This window comes from Prosthecobacter sp. (genome assembly GCF_014879935.1).
Lineage (GTDB): Bacteria > Verrucomicrobiota > Verrucomicrobiia > Verrucomicrobiales > Verrucomicrobiaceae > Prosthecobacter.
The window spans coordinates 74,196-92,976 of sequence record NZ_JACSRD010000202.1; the positions used below are offsets into that span (position 1 = coordinate 74,196).

11 protein-coding genes are annotated in these 18,781 nt (G+C 60.2%); 10 read left to right on the top strand and 1 reads right to left on the bottom strand.

Features of this window, described 5'->3' with window-relative positions; translation table 11 throughout:
- Positions 1 to 109 precede the first annotated feature (109 nt).
- The 10 genes from IAE77_RS22855 (at position 110) to IAE77_RS22900 (ending at position 17,776) form a co-directional block, all read left to right on the top strand.
- Positions 110 to 1,462, top strand: a complete 1,353-nt coding sequence (locus IAE77_RS22855; RefSeq protein WP_294231753.1) for a class I SAM-dependent methyltransferase — start codon at positions 110 to 112, stop codon at positions 1,460 to 1,462.
- Positions 1,455 to 4,139 carry an ATP-binding protein gene (locus IAE77_RS22860; RefSeq protein WP_294231754.1) on the top strand — a complete coding sequence of 895 codons (2,685 nt, stop codon included), beginning with the start codon at positions 1,455 to 1,457 and terminating at the stop codon, positions 4,137 to 4,139. Before IAE77_RS22855 ends, IAE77_RS22860 begins: the two co-directional genes overlap by 8 nt.
- 14 nt (positions 4,140 to 4,153) lie before the next feature.
- On the top strand, positions 4,154 to 5,404 hold the full coding sequence (locus IAE77_RS22865) for a response regulator (protein ID WP_294231756.1): 1,251 nt from the start codon (positions 4,154 to 4,156) through the stop codon (positions 5,402 to 5,404).
- A 135-nt stretch (positions 5,405 to 5,539) separates the two neighbouring features.
- Positions 5,540 to 8,062 carry a PSD1 and planctomycete cytochrome C domain-containing protein gene (locus IAE77_RS22870; protein ID WP_294231758.1) on the top strand — a complete coding sequence of 841 codons (2,523 nt, stop codon included), beginning with the start codon at positions 5,540 to 5,542 and terminating at the stop codon, positions 8,060 to 8,062.
- A 24-nt stretch (positions 8,063 to 8,086) separates the two neighbouring features.
- On the top strand, positions 8,087 to 9,508 hold the full coding sequence (locus IAE77_RS22875; RefSeq protein ID WP_294231760.1) for a DUF1501 domain-containing protein: 1,422 nt from the start codon (positions 8,087 to 8,089) through the stop codon (positions 9,506 to 9,508).
- Between the two features lie 72 nt (positions 9,509 to 9,580).
- Positions 9,581 to 11,119, top strand: coding sequence for a hypothetical protein (locus IAE77_RS22880; RefSeq protein WP_294231762.1), 1,539 nt, complete (start codon positions 9,581 to 9,583; stop codon positions 11,117 to 11,119).
- A gap of 489 nt (positions 11,120 to 11,608) precedes the next feature.
- Positions 11,609 to 13,915: a hypothetical protein gene (locus tag IAE77_RS22885; RefSeq protein ID WP_294231764.1), complete on the top strand. Its 2,307-nt coding sequence runs from the start codon at positions 11,609 to 11,611 to the stop codon at positions 13,913 to 13,915.
- A 287-nt stretch (positions 13,916 to 14,202) separates the two neighbouring features.
- Positions 14,203 to 15,618, top strand: coding sequence for a tubulin beta chain (locus tag IAE77_RS22890; RefSeq protein ID WP_294231766.1), 1,416 nt, complete (start codon positions 14,203 to 14,205; stop codon positions 15,616 to 15,618).
- A 50-nt stretch (positions 15,619 to 15,668) separates the two neighbouring features.
- Positions 15,669 to 16,949, top strand: coding sequence for a tubulin beta chain (locus IAE77_RS22895; protein ID WP_294231768.1), 1,281 nt, complete (start codon positions 15,669 to 15,671; stop codon positions 16,947 to 16,949).
- A gap of 56 nt (positions 16,950 to 17,005) precedes the next feature.
- Positions 17,006 to 17,776 (top strand): tetratricopeptide repeat protein, encoded by a 771-nt coding sequence (locus IAE77_RS22900; protein ID WP_294231769.1) that lies wholly within the window; start codon positions 17,006 to 17,008, stop codon positions 17,774 to 17,776.
- A 27-nt stretch (positions 17,777 to 17,803) separates the two neighbouring features.
- On the opposite strand, the gene IAE77_RS22905 is transcribed toward IAE77_RS22900, so the two are convergent.
- Positions 17,804 to 18,781: glycoside hydrolase family 3 N-terminal domain-containing protein (locus IAE77_RS22905; RefSeq protein WP_294231771.1), on the bottom strand; the 978-nt coding region annotated here is incomplete at its 5' end.

Genomic DNA, 18,781 nt, shown 5'->3' on the forward strand with positions numbered 1-18,781 from the left:
ACAAACTATGGAGAACAACGACAATTCACTTCCAAACATCACATCCACAGGGGAACGCCTCAGTTTCATCATCTGCCGCAACAGTCAGGGCGTCGAGGTCCGCGGGACCTTGCACCGCCTGACCCGGTACCTGGGTGTCTTCGAGGTGTACAATCCTTACAGCATCGTGCAGCTCTCCGAAGTGCTGCACGACTTCCGCATCATGATGAATGAGCGGGTGGTGTACTCCGGCCGCGCCGTGATCGCCAATCTGGTGAACACCGGCATCATGCTCATCTGTGAGGCGTCTCTGTCTGACGACGGCTGGATCGACATCGACATGCTCGCGCCCAAGCAGAACAAGGGACGCCTGCTTGCGGACTTCGCCGAATTCCTTCACGAAACGGAGAAGACCTACAAAGTGACGCCTGAGTTCAAGCTGGTTGTCGCAGACATGCACACGCTGCTTTCCGACCTGCGACGGTGGATGGAGCAGGTGGAGCTCGGGGTGCGATCTCTTCCGACGGGCGACCGCCTTGAGGCGGAGCGTGACACGATCAAGCAGCTTGAGGCGCCCATCCTGCCGGCAGTGGCACCCCTGCTGGAGCGTCTGGAGAGCACGGGCAACGCCATTTCCCAGGAGCAGCGGCCGGTGCATGGCAGTTACATCAAGCGCCAGCTGCACCCGCTCGTTTTGTGCTCTCCGTTCGTCTATCGCACCTTCCAGAAGCCGCTCGGCTATGCGGGTGACTATGAAATGGTCAGCATGATGCTGCGTGACCCTTACGAGGGCAGCTCCATGTTCGCGAAGCTGATCAACCGCGTGATTTTGGGCATGCCTGCCGCCGAGGCGCATCGCAACCGCATCGTCTATCTCAGCCAGCGGTTGCACGAGGAGACCGGACGCATGGCGGCCCAGGGCAAGGTGGCCCGCATCTTCAATCTCGGCTGCGGCCCGGCCCAGGAGATACAGAACTTCCTCGCCAACGATGATCACTGTGATGATGCCGATCTTCTCCTGCTCGACTTCAATGACGAGACCATCGCCAACACCACGCGCATTCTTGAAGATCTTCGTGGCCGTCATCGTCGCCGCACCGGTCTGAAGCTGACCAAACGTTCCGTGCACCAGATTCTGAAGGATTCATCACGGACCGGCGCTGGATTTGAGGTCGGCAGCTACGACTTCGTCTATTGCGCGGGCCTCTTCGACTACCTGTCGGACCGCATCTGCCGCCGCCTGCTGGAGGTGTTTTATGACCTGCTGGCACCGGGCGGATTGCTGGTGGCAACGAACGTGGACAGCTCGAACCCTTCCCGCGTGTGGATGGAGTACGTCGTGGACTGGCATCTCGTCTATCGCGACCAGGAGCAATTCCTGAAACTCGCGCCTGATCGTGCGCCGCCCGGCAGCGCCCAGGTGAAGGCCGACGACACCGGCGTGAACATTTTCCTCGAAGTGCGGAAGCCTGATCATGTCTGAAGTGCTGACAGCACCTGAGCCAAACCTGGATCGCCTGTTCGTCGAGCACGAGCGGCCGATCCACGTGCGAAACTACAAAGTGGGCAGCCTGCTCGCGGTGGTTTTCATGCCTGCCGGCGCGTCGCTGGATTACTTCGTGTACAAATACGATGTGATGCTCCAGTTCCTCCCGCTGCGTCTGGCCGGCGCGGTGGTGGACGGGTTGCTGCTGCTGTGGCTGCATCTGGCGCCCGGAACGCGGTTCTATCGGGCTGTCGGGCTCGGCGCGATGTTTGTCCCGGTGGTCTGCATCTCCTGGATGATCTACCTGACCGAGGGCGCGGTCTCTCCGTATTACGCGGGGCTGAACCTCGTCATGCTGGCCTCCGCCATCGTGATGCGCTGGATGTTTGTGGACAGCATCGTGTTCTTCGTGCTGACGCTGGTCGCCTACCTGACAGGATGCCTCCTGCACGGGCCGGTGACGGACGGCGGGCTGTTCTTCAACAATCTGTACTTCCTGGCGGTGACAGGCGTCGTCATGCTGGCGGGAACCTGGCAGTACAACAACCTCCGCCGGTCGGAGTTCGACCTTCACTCACGTCTCGACCGCCAGCGTGCCGAGCTCGAGATCTCAAACCGCAAGCTTCGTGAGCTGGACGAGGCCAAAAGCCGCTTCTTCGCCAACATCAGCCATGAACTGCGCACGCCGCTCACCTTGCTGATCGCTCCGCTGGAGTCCTTGATCCACAGCGCGGCATCCGTCCGCAATCCGGAGGAGCAGGAACTGCTTTCCACCATGCATGGCAACGCCATGCGCCTGCTCAAGCTCATCAACGACCTGCTCGACCTCGTCCGTCTGGAATCCGGGCGTTCGCATGTGCAGATGCAGAAGGTGGATGTGAGGGAATTCATCAACGGCATCGCCAACGCGGTCGGCTCCGTGGCCAAGGACAAGCGCATCCAGCTCAACGCACGGGTCGATTCCGCCCTGGGCACGGTGATGGCCGATCCGGAGAAGCTGGAGCGCATCTGTCTCAATCTGCTTTTCAACGCCCTCAAATTCACCGCGGCAGGCGGCCGTGTGAGCTTTGGCGCGGACGCGGAGGACGGCTGGCTGGTCATCGAAGTGCGTGACACCGGCATGGGCATCCCCGCCACGCAGCTCCCGCACATCTTCAATCGTTTCTGGCAGGCGGACACCTCCTCGCAGCGCAAGTTCCAGGGCATGGGCATCGGTCTGGCCCTCGTCAAAGAACTGGCGGAAGTGCAGGGCGGCAGCGTTTCGGCCGAAAGCGAGGTCGGCAGGGGCACCAGCATGACCGTGAAGATTCCGCTGCGCCTGCCAGACGGCACCGAGAACGAAGAATCGCCACCTGAGAAGGTGCTCGAAGAGCCAGGTGAAGCCCCCTCCCAAAACCGGGACTGGATCGCTGAGCTGTATCGCCGCGCCGAGCTCTTCCCGGCCATGACTTCGCTTCAGGCCACCTTGCGTCCGGTCGAAACGAGTGTTGGACGCAGCCGCAAGCCCATCCTGCTCATCGCAGACGACGAGCCGGACATGCTTCGCTTCCTCAAAGGCCAGCTCGGCACGAATTTCGAGGTTCTGGAGGCCGTGGACGGTCAGCAGGCCGTGGAAAAGGCCGCTCAGTTCCTCCCGGACATCATCCTTTCTGACATGATGATGCCGGAGAAGGATGGTCTTCAGGTCTGCCGCGAGCTTCGCGAGCGCACCTCCACCCGCTCGATCCCGGTGGTCCTGCTCACCGCACGTGCCGATGAGAAGACGAAAATCGACTGTCTGGCCGCCGGAGCCAGCGACTTCCTGGCAAAGCCGTTCTCGCTCACCGAAGTGCAGGTGCGTTTGAAGAATCTCGTCGATTCACGCCTCTATCAGAAGGAACTCGCATCTCAGAAGCAGCAGCTCGAAGCCGCGCTGGAGCAGATCAAGGAGACCGAGTCCCTCCTCGTGCAGAACGAGAAGCTGGCCTCCCTGGGCCGCCTGAGCGCTGGATTGATCCATGAGATCAACAATCCGCTCAACTATGCCCGGCAGGGCCTGCACATCATCAGCCGCTCCGGCAAATTGCTGCCAGAAAGCGAGCGGGCGGACTTCGCCGAGACGCTCAAAGACGTCGAGGACGGTGTGAATCGCGTGGTGCAGATCATTTCCGACCTGCGCGGGTTCACCCGCAACACGAACGAGGTCGGCCATGCCTTCCATTTGAAGCCCACGGTGGACACCGCGCTGCGCTTTTTCGCCCACATCTGGAAGGAGGGCATCAAGCGCGAGGTCGAAGTGCCCGGGGAGCTCGAAATCCGTGGCGACAGCAATCAATTCGTCCAGGTCCTCATCAATCTGGTGCAGAACGCCCTCGATGCCATGGGCGACAAGACCTTCCCCGAGGGCGAGTCCCCCTGCATCCGCATCTCCGGCCATGCCCGTGGCGACAAGGTCATCCTCACCATCAAAGACAACGGGCCCGGCATTCCGAAGGAGATCCGTGACAAGATCTTCGATCCCTTCTTCACCACCAAGGACGTGGGCAAAGGCATGGGCCTGGGCCTCTCCATCTGCAACAACATCATCAACAGCCACGGCGGCCGTGTCGAAGTGCGCAGCGAGCCCGGCCAGTTCACAGAATTCATCCTCGAGTTTCTCTCAGCCGACACCCAAACAAATCAAGCCGACACCTAGAAGGAAACCATCCCATGCAAAACCAATACGACCTCAAACGCTATGCCGTCCTTTATGTCGATGACGAGGAAAAGGCGCTGAAGTACTTCGAAAAGACCTTCGGAGACGAATTCCGCATCCTGACCGCCAACAACGCGGCCGACGGGATCAAGCTCATCGAACAGCATGGCGACGACATCGGCGTGCTGCTTTCCGACCAGCGCATGCCCGGAGAAAAAGGCGTGCAGTTGCTCGAGAAGGCGCGTCACATGCGTCCGCGTCTCGTGCGCATGATGGTCACCGCCTATGCCGACTATGGAGCCACGGTGGATGCCGTGAACTTCGGCAACATCTTCCGCTACATCTCGAAGCCCATCCAGGTGGATGACATGCGCAACACGCTGCACCGCGCCATGGAGTTCTACATCCTCCAGCAGGAGCGTGATGACCTCCTGCGCGAGAAGCTCTCGGTGCTGCAGAACATGCTCGTCACCGATCGCGTCATGGGCCTCGGCGTCATCGCCGCCGGACTCGGCAAGAATCTTTGCCGTCCTCTCAATGCCGTGCAGTCCTTCCTCGAAATCGGCTCCGGCAGGCTCGGGCAGCAGCTTTTCGACCTGGATCGTCTGCGTCAGGCCACGTTCTGGCGCGAGTTCCACGATCACGTGGTGAAACAGTCATCCCGCATTGGCGACATGCTGGGTGATCTGAGCAATCCGCCTCCTGCGGACAAGGCGGTTGATGCCGCGGCGCTCATCAAGGGCGTGGTCGAGCAGGTGCAGCCCGCCTACGCTACCAAAGGGGTGACTTTGCAGCTCGATGTGGCCGGTGCATTGCCTGCGCTCGATGCGGGCAGTGAGTCGCTTCAAAAGATGCTGCGTCTTGTGCTGGAGGCTGAACTCGCACTGCTGCCGGCCGGCAAGGCAGTCACGTTGTCGGCTCAAACGGTGGCAGAGGCGGCCGATGCGGGCTCCCTGCGTCTCACATTGACTGACAACGGCGCTGGAGCGTCCACTGAGCTGCTCCGTTCGGTGTTTGATCCGTTCTATTCTCATGCCGACGCCGGCATGGAAGGCCCTGCGCTCAATCTCCTTGGCGCCTACCTGCTGGCCTATCATTCCGGTGGCCGGATCAACGCCCCACGCTCAGGCAGCGGCTTCATGCTCGACATCGTCCTGCCGGTCTCCCCGCCTGTGGCGGCGGGTTCGGCGGAAAGCAGCCGCGATTTCATCACCAATGTGTTGATGAACGACATCCTCTGGGAGCGCCTGCTTCCGAACGGTTGATCTGGAAGGATCATCCATCCAACAGACTCCGGGGCCGTTCTTGATCGATGGCCCCGGAGTGTCTGAGGGAGGGGAAATGCATTGCAACTTTCCCCAAGGGGCCGGGTTGGAGCACGCAACTTGCTTCACCTCTCCATGAAGGCCCCGACTCTCGCATTTTTGTTTGTCTCACCCGTGCTGCTGATGGCAGCAGATGTGTCCGAGTCCGCCCATGCGGGCATCGCACCGGACCAGTTGCAGTTCTTTGAGAAGAACATCCGTCCCGTGCTGGTAGAGCATTGTTACAAGTGCCACTCCGCCGAGTCCGACAAGGTGAAAGGCGGCCTGACGGTCGATACCCGCCAGGGCTTGGAGTTGGGCGGCGAATCAGGTCACCCGGGAGTCACTCCGGGCAGCATCGCTGAAAGCAGCATCTACGAGGCGATCGCGTATCAGAACGCGGACATGCAGATGCCGCCGAAGCAGAAACTGCCTGAGGACGTCATTGCCAACTTCAAAAAGTGGATCGAAATGGGCGCGCCTGATCCGCGCGAGCAGAAGGTGGCCAATGCCAGCGGTGGCAGACGCGTGATCGACATGGACGAGGGGCGCAAGCACTGGTCGTTTCAAAAGCCGGTGAAACAAACACCGCCTGCGGTGAAGAATGCAGGCTGGGCCACGACTGACATCGACAAATTCATCCTGGCGGACATGGAGAAGGCCGGCCTGCGCCCGGTGCAGGATGCGGATCGTCCGACTCTCATCCGTCGCATCGCTTTCGACCTGACCGGCTTGCCGCCGACACCGGACGAGGTGAAGGCTTTCGTGGCAGACCAGTCACCGCAGGCGGTGAGGCGCGTGATCGACATGTACCTCGATTCGGAGCGCTATGGAGAACGCTGGGCGCGTCATTGGCTGGATGTCGCCCGCTATGCGGAGAGCAGCGGCAAGGAGGTGAATGTGTTGTACCCACACGCGTGGCGTTATCGCGACTACGTGATCGAGTCCTTCAAGAAGGACAAGCCTTACGACCAGTTTCTCCGGGAGCAGATCGCGGGTGATCTGCTGAAATTCGACGGTAAACGTGATCAGGCGGAAAAGATCGTGGCCACCGGCCTCCTGGCGATCGGATCGAAGGGGCACAACAACCGCGACCGTCGTCAGTTCGCCATGGATCTGGTGGATGAGCAGATCGATGCGGTGTCGCAGTCCATGCTGGGCCTGACGCTGGCCTGCGCTCGCTGCCACGATCACAAATTCGACCCGGTGACGCAGCGTGACTACTATGCGCTGGCGGGCATCTTCCTGAGCAGTGAGACGTTGTTCGGCACATACAGCCAGCTCCAGAACGCGAACACCAGCACGCTGATCGAACTGGATGACGATGCGGGACAGGTGAGCGCGCTGGCGAAGCTGGCTCCTGCGGAGGTGGCGTTGTTGAAGAAGAGCTACGAAGAGGCCACGCTCGCCGCTGACAAGATCCGTGATGAAGTGCGGACGATGGCGATGGACCAGCGCGAGCGGCAGAACGCGCAGAATTTCCTGCGCGTCCGCAGTTCCTTTGACCGGGCGCAGTCAGTGAAGGCGGACCTGGACCTCTTCCACGCGGATGGAACGCCGCGTGCGCTGGCGATGGGCGTGCTGGACGCCGCCCGTCCGGTGAATTCGCCCATCCTGGTGCGTGGTGACATCAAACAACCCGGTGAGATGGTCCCACGCGGGCTGGTCGAGGTGCTGTGTGCGAAGGGCGAGCCGTTGAACATCAGCCCGCAGAGCGGCAGCGGACGCAAGGATCTGGCCTTCTGGATCGCCTCCAAGGACAATCCGCTCACCGCACGTGTCATGGCCAACCGCGTGTGGCTTAAATTGATGGGGAGCGGCATTGTCGCGACGCCCGACAATTTCGGCGTGATGGGCCAGAAGCCGACGCATCCCGAACTGCTGGATCATCTGGCGGTCTGCTTCATGGAGAATGAATGGTCGGTGAAAAAGCTGATCCGCGAGATCATGCTGAGCCGCACCTATCAGATGGGATCGCATTATGACGCGGCGAATTATGCCGCTGATCCTGAGAACAAGCACCGCTGGCGCATGAACCAGCGCCGTCTCGACGCGGAGTCGATCCGCGATGCGATGCTGGCCGTGAGCGGCACATTGAACCTTTATCCGGTGGACGGCTCGCCTGTCGCGCGTGCGGGCGAGGGACGCCAGGGACTGCTTTCGGTCTTCCGCGGCGAGCTTTCGAGCAAGTCATACACCTACCGCTCGATTTACGTTCCGATCATTCGTGATCAGATTCCGGAGATGCTGTCGGTTTTCGATTTTCCAGACGCCAGTCTCGTGAACGGCGAACGGGACACCACCAATGTGCCTTCGCAGAGCCTCTATTTGATGAACAGCCCGCAGGCGCAGGGCGCGGCAGATGCTTTCGCGGCCCGGGTGGCCACGTATCAGGGCACTTCGGCCGAGCGGCTCAATTACGCCTATCAACTCGCCTTTGGCCGCGATCCGACGGCTCAGGAGCGTGCCGCGATCAGCAGCTTCTGGATGCGCTTTCCGCAGCAGGTGGCGCGGAACGACGGCAACAGCGTTGATGCCCGGAAAAAAGCCGAGTTTGCCGCCTTGTCCGCGTTCTGCCAGAGCCTGATCGCCAGCGCCGAGTTTCGATACCTGAATTGACCTCAAGACATCTTTTCCAACACCATGAGCACGAACCCATTCTCACGACGCGAGTTTTTGAAAACAGGCTCCAACGGCTTTGGCTACCTCGCCTTCGCCGCTCTGGCGCAGCAGCAGATGCTCCGGGGGAACACGGCGGCGGGGCCGCTGGCACCGAAGGCACCGCATGTCATGCCACGGGCCAAGAGGGTGATCTTCCTGTGCATGCAGGGGGCGCCATCCCATGTGGACACGTTTGACCACAAGCCGAAGCTCAGCGCGGATTCAGGGAAGGGGGCGCCATCGCTCGCCGGACGTTATGGAACGGCCAAGTTGATGGGGTCGCCGTGGAAATTCAGCCAGCATGGCCGGAGCGGGCTGTGGATTTCGGAGCTGTTTCCGAATCTGGCGAAGCACGCGGATGAATTGTGTCTGCTGAACTCGATGGCCACCGACCTTCCGGCGCATCCGCAGGCGTTTTCGCAGCTGCACACCGGCACGACGCAGTTTGTGCGCCCGTCGCTGGGCGCGTGGACACTCTATGGCCTCGGCACCATGAACGAGAACCTGCCTGGTTTCATCACCGTGAATCCGCCGGGGAATGCGGCACGGACCTATGGCAGCGCGTTCCTGCCGGCGATCTATCAAGGCACGAAGATCGGAGGCAACGGACTGCCGGGCGGCGGTGCGGTCGCGCGTCGCTTCGGCACGAGCGAGGAGGCAGGTGTGGCGAACATCAAAAACACCCGCTTCACAACCGGCGAGCAGCGCACGCAGCTCGATCTGGTGCAGGCTTTGAACAAGTCGCGCATGCAGCAGGATGGTGGTGTCAGCCCGGAGGTCGAAGGCGTGATCGAATCGTATGAACTCGCGTTCCGCATGCAGGCCGAAGTGCCGAAGGTGATGGATCTGAGCAAGGAAACGGCTGCAACGCAGGCCCTCTATGGCATTGGCGAGCAGGAGACCGACACCTTTGGCAAGCAGTGTCTCATGGCTCGCAAGTTCGCGGAGGCTGGCGTGCGATTCATTGAGATCACCAATGGAAACTGGGATCAGCACTTCAATTTGAAAGCCGCCTTGGAACGGAACACGGCCGCCATCGACAAGCCGATCGCCGGGTTGTTGACGGACCTGAAACAGCGCGGGCTTTTGAAGGACACTCTCGTGATCTGGGGCGGTGAGTTCGGTCGTACGCCTCATTCGCAAGGCGAGGACGGTCGAGATCACAATAACAAAGGGTTTACGATGTGGATGGCCGGCGGCGGCGTGAAGGGCGGCATGGCTTATGGCTCGACCGATGATTACGGTTACGAGGCAGTGCTGAACAAGATGCATGTCCATGACTGGCATGCGACGGTGCTGGCGCTGCTGGGCCTTGATCATGAAAGGCTTACCTTCCGTTATGCCGGCCGCGACTTCCGCCTGACGGATGTGTATGGCACGGTGGCACGGGAGATCATGGCGTAAGCCAGGATTTAGGTTTCCCTGCGACGCGTGCGTTGCATCTGTGCTGATCCGCCTTATCAATGGCGGCTGAGAATGGAAACGCGCACCTCCGCAGACCCTGGGAAGACGCCCGCAGGCAACGCGCCGGCTGGTGCCGTGCTGGATGCTTCGCGCCAGGAATTGGCGAGCCGTGTCGAGGGGGTGATTGATGCCGAGCTGCCGGAGGAGCTGCGGTCCAGTGCACGCGATTTGCTGCGTGCGGTGCTGGGCAAGGTGGCGGTGGCGGAACATTTTGATGCTTTCTGCGGCACTGCCTTTTCAAAACGTGAGTGGGCGGCGGCCGCCAGCCCGGTCATTGCTGAATTGTTCGATGCAGACGAGGACCAGCTGGCGGAGCTGGCACGAATCCCAGACCTGGTGATCGAGCTGGGCACTGGCCAGGCCACGGTGACATGCATGGTGGCTTCGCGATGGGCCGCGCGTGGCGAGACGCACCGGCTGTCTCGACTTGCGGAATCGATCGTCGCTTCCCATGCGGCCAAAAATGCCAGTGCGGTGGAGGTGATGCTCGCCCTGGCGGCCACCCTGGCAGTCACGCGTTTTTCAAAGGCCGAGCAACTCTATAACGCAGCCCTGCCTCTGGCGGGAGAAGAGCATCGTGAGGCGCTGCAGGACGCGCGGCGATGGCTGGCTGCCGGACGGATCGTGTGCAGTGCCTCGCAGGAGGAACGTGATTTCTGGGATGTGCGGTTGAGGCGGCCCAAGGCGGCGTGGGCCTGGCAGAGCAAGGATGAACTCCAGGCGCTCGACACACTGGCCGAAAGACTCGCTGGAAACGCTGAAGGCGCGGACTTGTACAAAGCCGTGGTGCCGGCATGTTGGTGGCAGATGGCCATGAAGTGTGCGCAAGTGCAGGAAAAGCTCACACATGCGCTGAAACGGCCGGTGCCAACGGCACAAACAATCGAATCGCAACGCATTTCGGCTGACAGCACGAAGATGCCGGAGCGGCCGCAGGAGTTTCTGCCGCCACATCCTCAAGCAGGATCGTATGCGCGGTTTGTGCTGGGCTGGATTTGTGGCGCCATGGCAATGGTGATCACGCTGTTCCTGGTGCCGTCGGAAACGCTGAACCGTTTGCTCGACTCGATCAAGGTCGCAGACGCGCAAGCGCATCCGGGAACCCTGATGGCGGCAAACTGGCAGCAGGAGAGCCTCAAAAAGATGGTCGCTGACATGGGGAAGTTTTCGTCGGCGCATGCGGCGGCCAAACAAGGCAGTTGGCGTGCGAACGAGATGATGTTGTCGGGCCACGGGAAAGAACTGCCTTTTGACAGCCCGGAGTACATGAAGTTTCTCGTGTGGCTGCATCTGGATCCGCCTTTGGACGAGGAAGTGAGGATGCAGGTGTGCCGGCTCCTGCTGGAGCGGGTCAGGTCGGACGCCATCACGCTATGGGAGGAATTGATTTACTCGGGGGCGCCAAACACAGAGCAGATCCGGCAAGCGGCGCGGGACGCCCTGAACAACGCTGCCTTTCAGTGGGGGCCGGAGGAGAAACGCCGACTGGCGGCCATCGCAGAGGGTTCGGCTGACAAAGCCATGAGACAAGCTGGGGTTCACTCGCGGTGAAGAATGAATCCCGTTCAGATCGAGGCCATATTGCTGTCTGATTTATGAAAGCTATGATGAATAGCTGGAAATACGAGCTTTTGGGAGGAAGTTGGCAATCAGGTCCGGTTACTGCTTGATAGCGAGCGTGCCACGACCGTTCTACGGCGTGAAAATGGGAATTTCAGTGGGGGTTGATTGTAAAATTACTAGATTTTTGAGAATGTTTTTGCATTTTTGAGCCACATCCCTTAGAATTTAGAAAATGAGCCCAGAGCCACATGACCATAAAGATTTCCCGCCAGGGGGCTTGGCGGCATGCACATGCCTTTCTTTATGACCGAGGACTTTCAGCAGTTTGGCAACCTCTCAGTGGCTCATCGCACCGGCGGCGGGCCAGTCGAATTGGTGCGTTCGAAAGAAGAAGTTGTGTTTCTGGCATTCGACAACCGGATTCGTCGGCTTGTGGAGTTGCATGTCCTGCGGGGAGGAAACACGCTCGATTCAGCCATGAAGCGGTCGGCATTCGAGCGAGCGCGTCAGGCCCTTGAGATTCGCGGGCACGCCTTCATGCGTGTTTTGGAAGTCGGGGAAGACCAGGACATGGTCTATTACACCAGTAACTTGAATGACGGCGAGTTTGTGGAGGACTATGTGAAGCGTCGCGGTGCGGTAGCGCCGGCGACAGCGCTGGCGCTGGTTTATCAACTTCTTGATGATCTTCTTCAACTCCGGGGAATGCAACGGCTGGTGTCCCGCATGCACTTGGACCGCGTTTTGGTGACGACTTTGGAAGACACCTTCCTGCAACTGCGCGTGTTTGACTACGGGCTGTCGCAGATGGATGCGGGCAGCGAGGCACAAAGTGGTGCGCGGCTGGTTGTGGAGGCCTGCCGGCTGATTTTCCTGCTTCTCACCGGTCAGCCTTATTATGGGGAGAATCCGGACCGTTTTCCTGCGCTCACTCAACTGCCGATGAGCTTGCGGACCGCAGTGCGGGCTGCGTTGTCCGATCCTGCGAATGCTCCGGCATCGGTCGAAAAGCTGCGTGATGACGTGCGGGAGGCGTTCAGCGCGCTGTCCAGCCACATCAAAGCCCGCAATTTCCGCAAGCATCTGGTGGTGACGCCGGGATTGCTTCCGGAGTCGCAGTTGCAGGATCTGCTGCTGGAGAACGTCCCTGTGGAGACGATTTTGGGCACACGGTTCCGTGTGGAGAATGAGGATCATGCCCGACGTTACCCGTTTTCAATTCCGGCGGTCAACACCAAGGCCGAGCAGGCGGTGACGGTGCATTTGTTGCCTCCTGCCCGAATTGTTGAGAAATCCCGCTACGAGGCGGTGCCGTTGCAGATGTGGCGCTTCAATCCTGACCGCCATCCCAATATTCTGAGATCGCTCAGCCTCTGGGAGAGCCCCGACTGGACATTTTTGACCGAAGAACGCGAGCCGGGTTTCGCGCTCAGCCGTCTCATGGCAGAGCGCATCACCTTGAACCCGGCCGAGGTGACGGTGCTGATGCGCCAGATTCGAGCCGGCCTGGACCAGGCGGTGGAATGTGGTGTCCAACGCGTGGATCTCCATCCGTCAAACATCCTGCTCCGCGTGGGCAAGAACGGACCGCTGCTGGCACGTGAGCTGGAACGCTTGATGCAGAAGCGTCTCGACGCCTGGCCGCCGTTTCTCGTGAAACTGCGTCCTCACATGACCATGCGGAGCCTCTATGAGCCGCTCCTTGTGGACATGGACCTTGATGATGGTCAGGTGCCGGAGGAGCACCTCCAGGACCGCGATTTCCGTCACCGTTCATTTGTGGCGCTGGCTGCTTACTTGTTGACCGGGGAGAGGCAGAGCGGCGGAGTGCCGCAGTTTCCAGAATCGGTGCCCGATGCCGCGGCGGCCTACGTGCGTGATTGCATGGAGGGAACACGTCGCGCAGGCAAAGCACCGGGACCGGGCGAATTCCTCGAGAAGTTCGAAGGCCTGCTGTCCGCTCCGACAGTGGATCTTGCCACCCGACTACGTGGCAATGTCGTGGCGATGGAGGAAATGGAGAGCGTTGGATCTGTTTCGGATTTTGAAGACGATTGGGTGGCTCAGGAGCCAGATGACCCCGGCTTTGGCGACGCGATTTCTCCCATCAAGCGTGGGATCAAGACCCACGATTTCAACTCGGTGCTGGATCAAAAGCGAGGCGGACTTCCATGGGGCGTCCTGGCTTCTGCGGCGGTGGTCATTCTCGGCATCGGGGCATGGATTCTCATCGGAGGTGGAGGGGATGACCCCAATCCAGGTCCCCAGGTCGAAGTGAAGGCTTTGGAAGCCGAAGGCCCCGCTGTTGCCAAGGCAAGTTCACAACAGACAGCAGCCAAGCCTGAGCCCGTGAAGACTCCGGTGAAGCCGGTCGCGGCCAAGTCGGTGCCAGCCAAGTCAAAGGAGGAACCCGTGGCATCAACAAAGCCTTCCGCAGTGGTTGCGGCGGCAGTGCCCAATCCCGACAAGAAGCCGGCGGAACCATCACCGCAGGAGCAGGCGAAGCCATCGGTCGTGCCGCCAGTGGAAACGACTGCTGCTTCTGCTGCTGAGAACATGCCCTCGACACCCGTTGCCGTGGCTCCGAAGCCGGCGGCCACGCCTCCGGCCCCTCCGGAGATAAAGCCAGCCGAAAGGGATCCGGTGACCATCCGCCGCGCCATTCTTCCCACAAAGGAAGAGATTGATCGCATGAAGCAGGGCCACGTCCAGAACCAGACCGGACAGTTGCCCGTCATGTCCACTGCCTCGCCCGTGCCGCAGCAACGCAAAGAAAAGCCGTGACCTCCTCTGCCGATCGAGCTCCTTGCGAGAACCAAAGTCAGGTTGGAGTAACCTGCATCGCCATCGATTTCCGCTCCAAAGAACGGAATTTGCTTGGACTCCCGACAGACTCACAGGTAAAACTGGTTTTGCGAAGGAGCCGCGTCCCACGCGCGGCCGCTTTGATTGCGAAACTTGGCAGATGCCAGGCGATGAGTCGGCGGCATGGCGCGGGCCGGTTGTTTCAACGCCAGGAAGTGCAAAATCACCCGTCACACATTAGAAACCGCGAAAACTAGGAGAGGCTGATGAAGGTCAACAACACTATCGTCATTTCAATCGGTCAGGCTGGCAATCAGATTGCCGCCTCGTTCTGGAAAACCATCTGCCAGGAGCACGGGATTGATCCGCTGACGGGCCAGACCGCCCAGGGGCAGCAGCCGCGCGGAAACTGGAGCGCATTTTTCACCAAGCTGGGCGAGTCTTCTTCCGGCAGCTACGTTCCGCGTGCGATCATGGTGGATCTGGAGCCCAGTGTCATCGACAACGTCAAAGCCACCTCCGGTTCATTGTTCAATCCGGGGAACCTCATCAGCCGCACGGAAGGTGCGGGCGGCAATTTCGCCGTGGGCTACCTCGGTGCGGGTCGTGAGGTGCTCCCGGAGGTCATGGGCAGGCTGGATTCAGAGATCGACAAATGTGACAATGTTGGTGGCATCATCGTGCTGCATGCCACGGGCGGCGGTTCCGGTTCTGGTTTTGGCGCGCTGTTGATCGAGTCCATCAAGGAGAAGTATCCCGAGTTTCCGGTGCTCAGTTGCGCCGTACTGCCTTCACCACAGGTCTCGTCGGTGGTCACCGAGCCCTACAACACGGTCTTCACCCTCAACACGCTGCGTCGTTCGGCGGATGCGTGCCTGATCTTTGACAACGAAGCGCTGTTCGAGCTCGCTCATCGCAAGTGGAACATCGAAAGCCCCACGGTGGATGACCTCAACCTCCTCATTACCGAAGCGCTGGCCGGTTTGACGGCATCGATGCGATTCAGCGGCTTCCTCACGGTTGAAATCAGCCTGCGTGAGTTGCTGACCAACCTCGTTCCGCAGCCGTCCCTGCATTTCTTGATGTGCGCCTTCGCGCCGCTCACGCCGCCAGACCGCAGCAAGTTCGAAGAGATGGGCATTGAGGAGATGATCCGCAGCCTGTTCGACAATGGTTCTGTCTTTGCGGCGTGTTCGCCCATGGAAGGGCGCTTCCTGAGCACTGCCGTGCTCTATCGCGGCATCATGGAGGACAAGCCGCTCGCCGATTCCGCCCTTGCGGCGATGCGTGAGCAGCTTCCGCTGACCTACTGGATTCCGACCGCGTTCAAGATCGGCTACGTGGAGCAACCGGGCATTTCCCATCGCAAGAGCATGGTGCTGCTGGCCAACAACACGGAAATCGCCCGAGTGCTCGACCGGATCTGCCACAACTTCGACAAGCTCTGGCAGCGCAAGGCCTTCGCTAACTGGTATCTCAACGAAGGCATGTCCGAGGAGCAGATCAACGCTCTCCGTGCCTCGGCCCAGGAGCTTATCCAAAGCTATCAAGTCGCCGAGGAGAGCGGCGCCAAGGCCAAGGTGCAGGACAGCGCCGCCGACATCCCGCGCAGTGCCTCCAGCACCGAAGACAGTCGCGGCGGCATGAGCCTGCGCGACCTGGTTGATCGTCGTCGCGCCTGATATCACCCTTACCCGCAACAGAGAACACAACAGTTTGGAGGAGAACACCCGTGAGAGAGATTCTGAGCATCCATGTCGGACAGTGTGGCAACCAGATCGCCGACCGTTTCTGGCGGCTGGTCCTGCGTGAACATGGTCTTACCGAGGCCGGCACACCGAAGGACGGCAGCAACAGCGCCGCCGCCGCCAATGCCAACATGGAAGTTTTCTTCCACAAGATCCGTGACGGCAAATACATCCCCCGTGCCATCCTGGTCGATCTTGAGCCCGGTGTCATTGCCCGTATCGAGGGGGGCGACATGGCGCAGCTTTTTGACGAAAGCAGCATCATCCGGAAGATCCCTGGCGCGGCCAACAACTGGGCTCGCGGCTACAACGTCGAAGGCGAGCGCATCATCGATCAGATCATGAACGTGATCGACGCGGCGGTTGAGAAGACCAAGTCGCTGCAGGGCTTCCTTGTCACCCACTCCATCGGCGGCGGGTCCGGTTCCGGACTTGGTTCCTTGATTCTTGAGCGCTTGCGCCAGGCCTATCCAAAGAAGCGCATCTTCACTTTCTCGGTGGCTCCTTCTCCGTTGATCTCCGACTCCGCCGTCGAGCCTTATAACGCTGTGCTGACTCTGCAGCGCATTCTCGACAACGCCGACGCGGCCGTGCTTCTCGACAACGAAGCCCTGTTCCGCATCGCCAAATCGAAACTGCACCGCAGTCCAAACTACATGGACCTGAATCACATCATCGCACTCATCATGAGTTCGGTGACTGCATCGCTGCGCTTCCCCGGCAAGTTGAACACCGATCTGGGAGAGTACGTCACCAATCTGGTGCCGTTCCCTGGCAATCATTTCCTCACCGCTTCGTTTGCTCCGATGCGGGCTCCTGGCCAGGAAGGCCAGGTGCGTATCAACTTCCCGGACATTGCCCGTGAAACCTTCTCACAGGACAATTTCACTGCCGCCATCGACTGGACCAACGGCGTATATCTTTCTGCCTGCGCCCTTTTCCGCGGCGACGTCAAAGCCAAGGAGGTCGAGGAGAACATGGCCGCCATCCGCAAGAGCCTCAACTTCGCCAGTTACGTCCCCACCGGCGTGAAGCTCGGTGTGGCCGAGACGGCACCCGAAGGTTTTGCCTCCAGCGGCCTTGCGCTCGTCAATCACACCGGCATTGCCGCTGTGTTTGAGCGTTTGATCAGCCAGTTCGACATCATGTTCGACAATCATGCCTACACCCACTGGTATGAGAACAACGGTGTTTCCCGCGACATGATGGCGCAGGCACGCAACACCATCGCCAACCTCGCCCAGTCTTACCGCGACGCCAGCTAGGCGGTTTGCGCCTGCCAGTTCCGTCGGCCCGGCCTCATTCCAACCAACCCAATCTCGTGGATACTGCATTGGAGCGCCAGATCGCCTCCGCCTCTCGCAGCGTCGAGGAGGCGAGGCGGCTCGCATACCACGATCCGGTGCGCGTCGGCGCTCTGGTGGAGCAGATCAGTGTCCTGGCGGATCTGCGGCAAAAAGAGGGTGATTTCAGGAAGGCAGAGTCCCTATACCGCGAGGCCCTCTTCCGCGCCCAGGAACTGCGCAGACAAGATCCGGACCTTCTGACCGGCATCTACTCGCTGCTGGCGCACCTTTATGACCGCTGGGGCCGGATGGACAAGGCGGCCGAGTTTTACGAGAAGGCGCTCGAAATCAGCGTCAAAAACGGTCTCGAAGAGAGTGACAAGGTGGCGACGATCAAAAACAATCTCGCCATGATCTTCAAGCAGTTGCGGCAGTTCGACAAAGCGGAGCGATATTACCGTGAGGCCTTGGAGACCTTCCAGAAGATCGATGGCGAGCAGAGTTCCCGCGTCGCGTCGGTTTACAACAACCTGGGGGTCCTCTACTACAGCAGCATGGATGTCGATCGGGCCCAGTCGATGCATGAACGGGCGCTGGCCATCCGGCAGAACCTCAATGAAAGCCAGATGGATCCGGCGGATTTGTCGCAGACCTTCATCAACCTGGGGGCGGTTTACAAGGCGTCGGGCGATTTCCAGAAGGCCGAAGCCTGTGTGGACCGCGCCAAACGCATCCGGGCGGCCATGAACGGGTATCACCCCAATCCACGAAGGTCCGCGTCGTTGCTGATCGACAAGAGCCTGTGAGGCTGCGCTGGCTTTTGGAGGTGATCGTCAGTAAAGCTCGACTGGCGAGCGCTTGCCGTCTTCGACACTGAGGACTCGTGCGCCATCTTCGCCCAGCGTGTCCACGCGGAGCTGCCAGATGTCGCGGTTGATGGCCGCGAAGCGGTCGAGATCGAACTTGTCCGGCTTCACCAGGCGTTTCTTGGTTTTCTCGATCCGGGCCAGCGCATCATGCAGGATCGGTTCCTCCACACCTTCCAGATGTTGACGTGCCAGCTCCACCATCTCGACCCGGTGGCAGATCATCACCAAGTCGTTGCCGGCACGGACCGCTTCCTGGATTGCCTGTTCGAATGTCACTTCGTTCAAAATGGCTCCCATGTCCAGGTCGTCCGTCATGGCGAGTCCGTCGAAGGCGTATTGGTGGCGCAGAAGCTTTGTCACGATGTTGTGGCTGAGACTTGCCGGCCACCGGCCACGGTCTGGATCGTAGGCGGTGTAATTGCTGTGACAGGTCATCACGCTGTCGAGTTCCGGCAGCAAGGCCGAGTAAGGCAGCAGTTCGCTCTTTTCCATCTCCTCACGGCTCTTGGTGATCACGGGGAGGAATTCATGAGGGTCGCACTCGGCCGGGCCGTAGCCGGGGAAGTGTTTGCCGCACGAAAGGATGCCCTCCGCACGCATGGAGCGGTTGAAGATGCCCGCGTTGTCGATCACTTGCTGCGGATCTTTCCCATAGGTCCGGCCTTTGAGGGAGTTGTCGGCCGCGTCGTCATAGCTGATGTCCAAAACGGGACACAGGTCGAGATTGAAGCCGAACAGCCGCAAAATCTGGCCGGTCAGCCGGCCGTGTCGCTTGATGAGGGCCGGATCGCCTTTGTCTCGCAAAGCCTGGGCGTTCGGTGGCTCCTCCCCGATGAGCCGCAGTCGTGACACACGGCCGCCTTCCTGGTCGATCGTGATGAATGGCTCGATCTCGGACAAATCACGCAGGTCATCGATCAGTTTGCGCACCTGTTCCGGCGT

Bases quoted from the DNA above. Each gene is read 5' to 3' on its own strand.
- IAE77_RS22860 (WP_294231754.1), top strand. From the start codon at position 1,455: ATGTCTGAAGTGCTGACAGCACCTGAGCCAAACCTGGATCGCCTGTTC.
- IAE77_RS22865 (WP_294231756.1), top strand. From the start codon at position 4,154: ATGCAAAACCAATACGACCTCAAACGCTATGCCGTCCTTTATGTCGAT.
- IAE77_RS22870 (WP_294231758.1), top strand. From the start codon at position 5,540: ATGAAGGCCCCGACTCTCGCATTTTTGTTTGTCTCACCCGTGCTGCTG.
- IAE77_RS22875 (WP_294231760.1), top strand. From the start codon at position 8,087: ATGAGCACGAACCCATTCTCACGACGCGAGTTTTTGAAAACAGGCTCC.
- IAE77_RS22880 (WP_294231762.1), top strand. From the start codon at position 9,581: ATGGAAACGCGCACCTCCGCAGACCCTGGGAAGACGCCCGCAGGCAAC.
- IAE77_RS22885 (WP_294231764.1), top strand. From the start codon at position 11,609: ATGAAGCGGTCGGCATTCGAGCGAGCGCGTCAGGCCCTTGAGATTCGC.
- IAE77_RS22890 (WP_294231766.1), top strand. From the start codon at position 14,203: ATGAAGGTCAACAACACTATCGTCATTTCAATCGGTCAGGCTGGCAAT.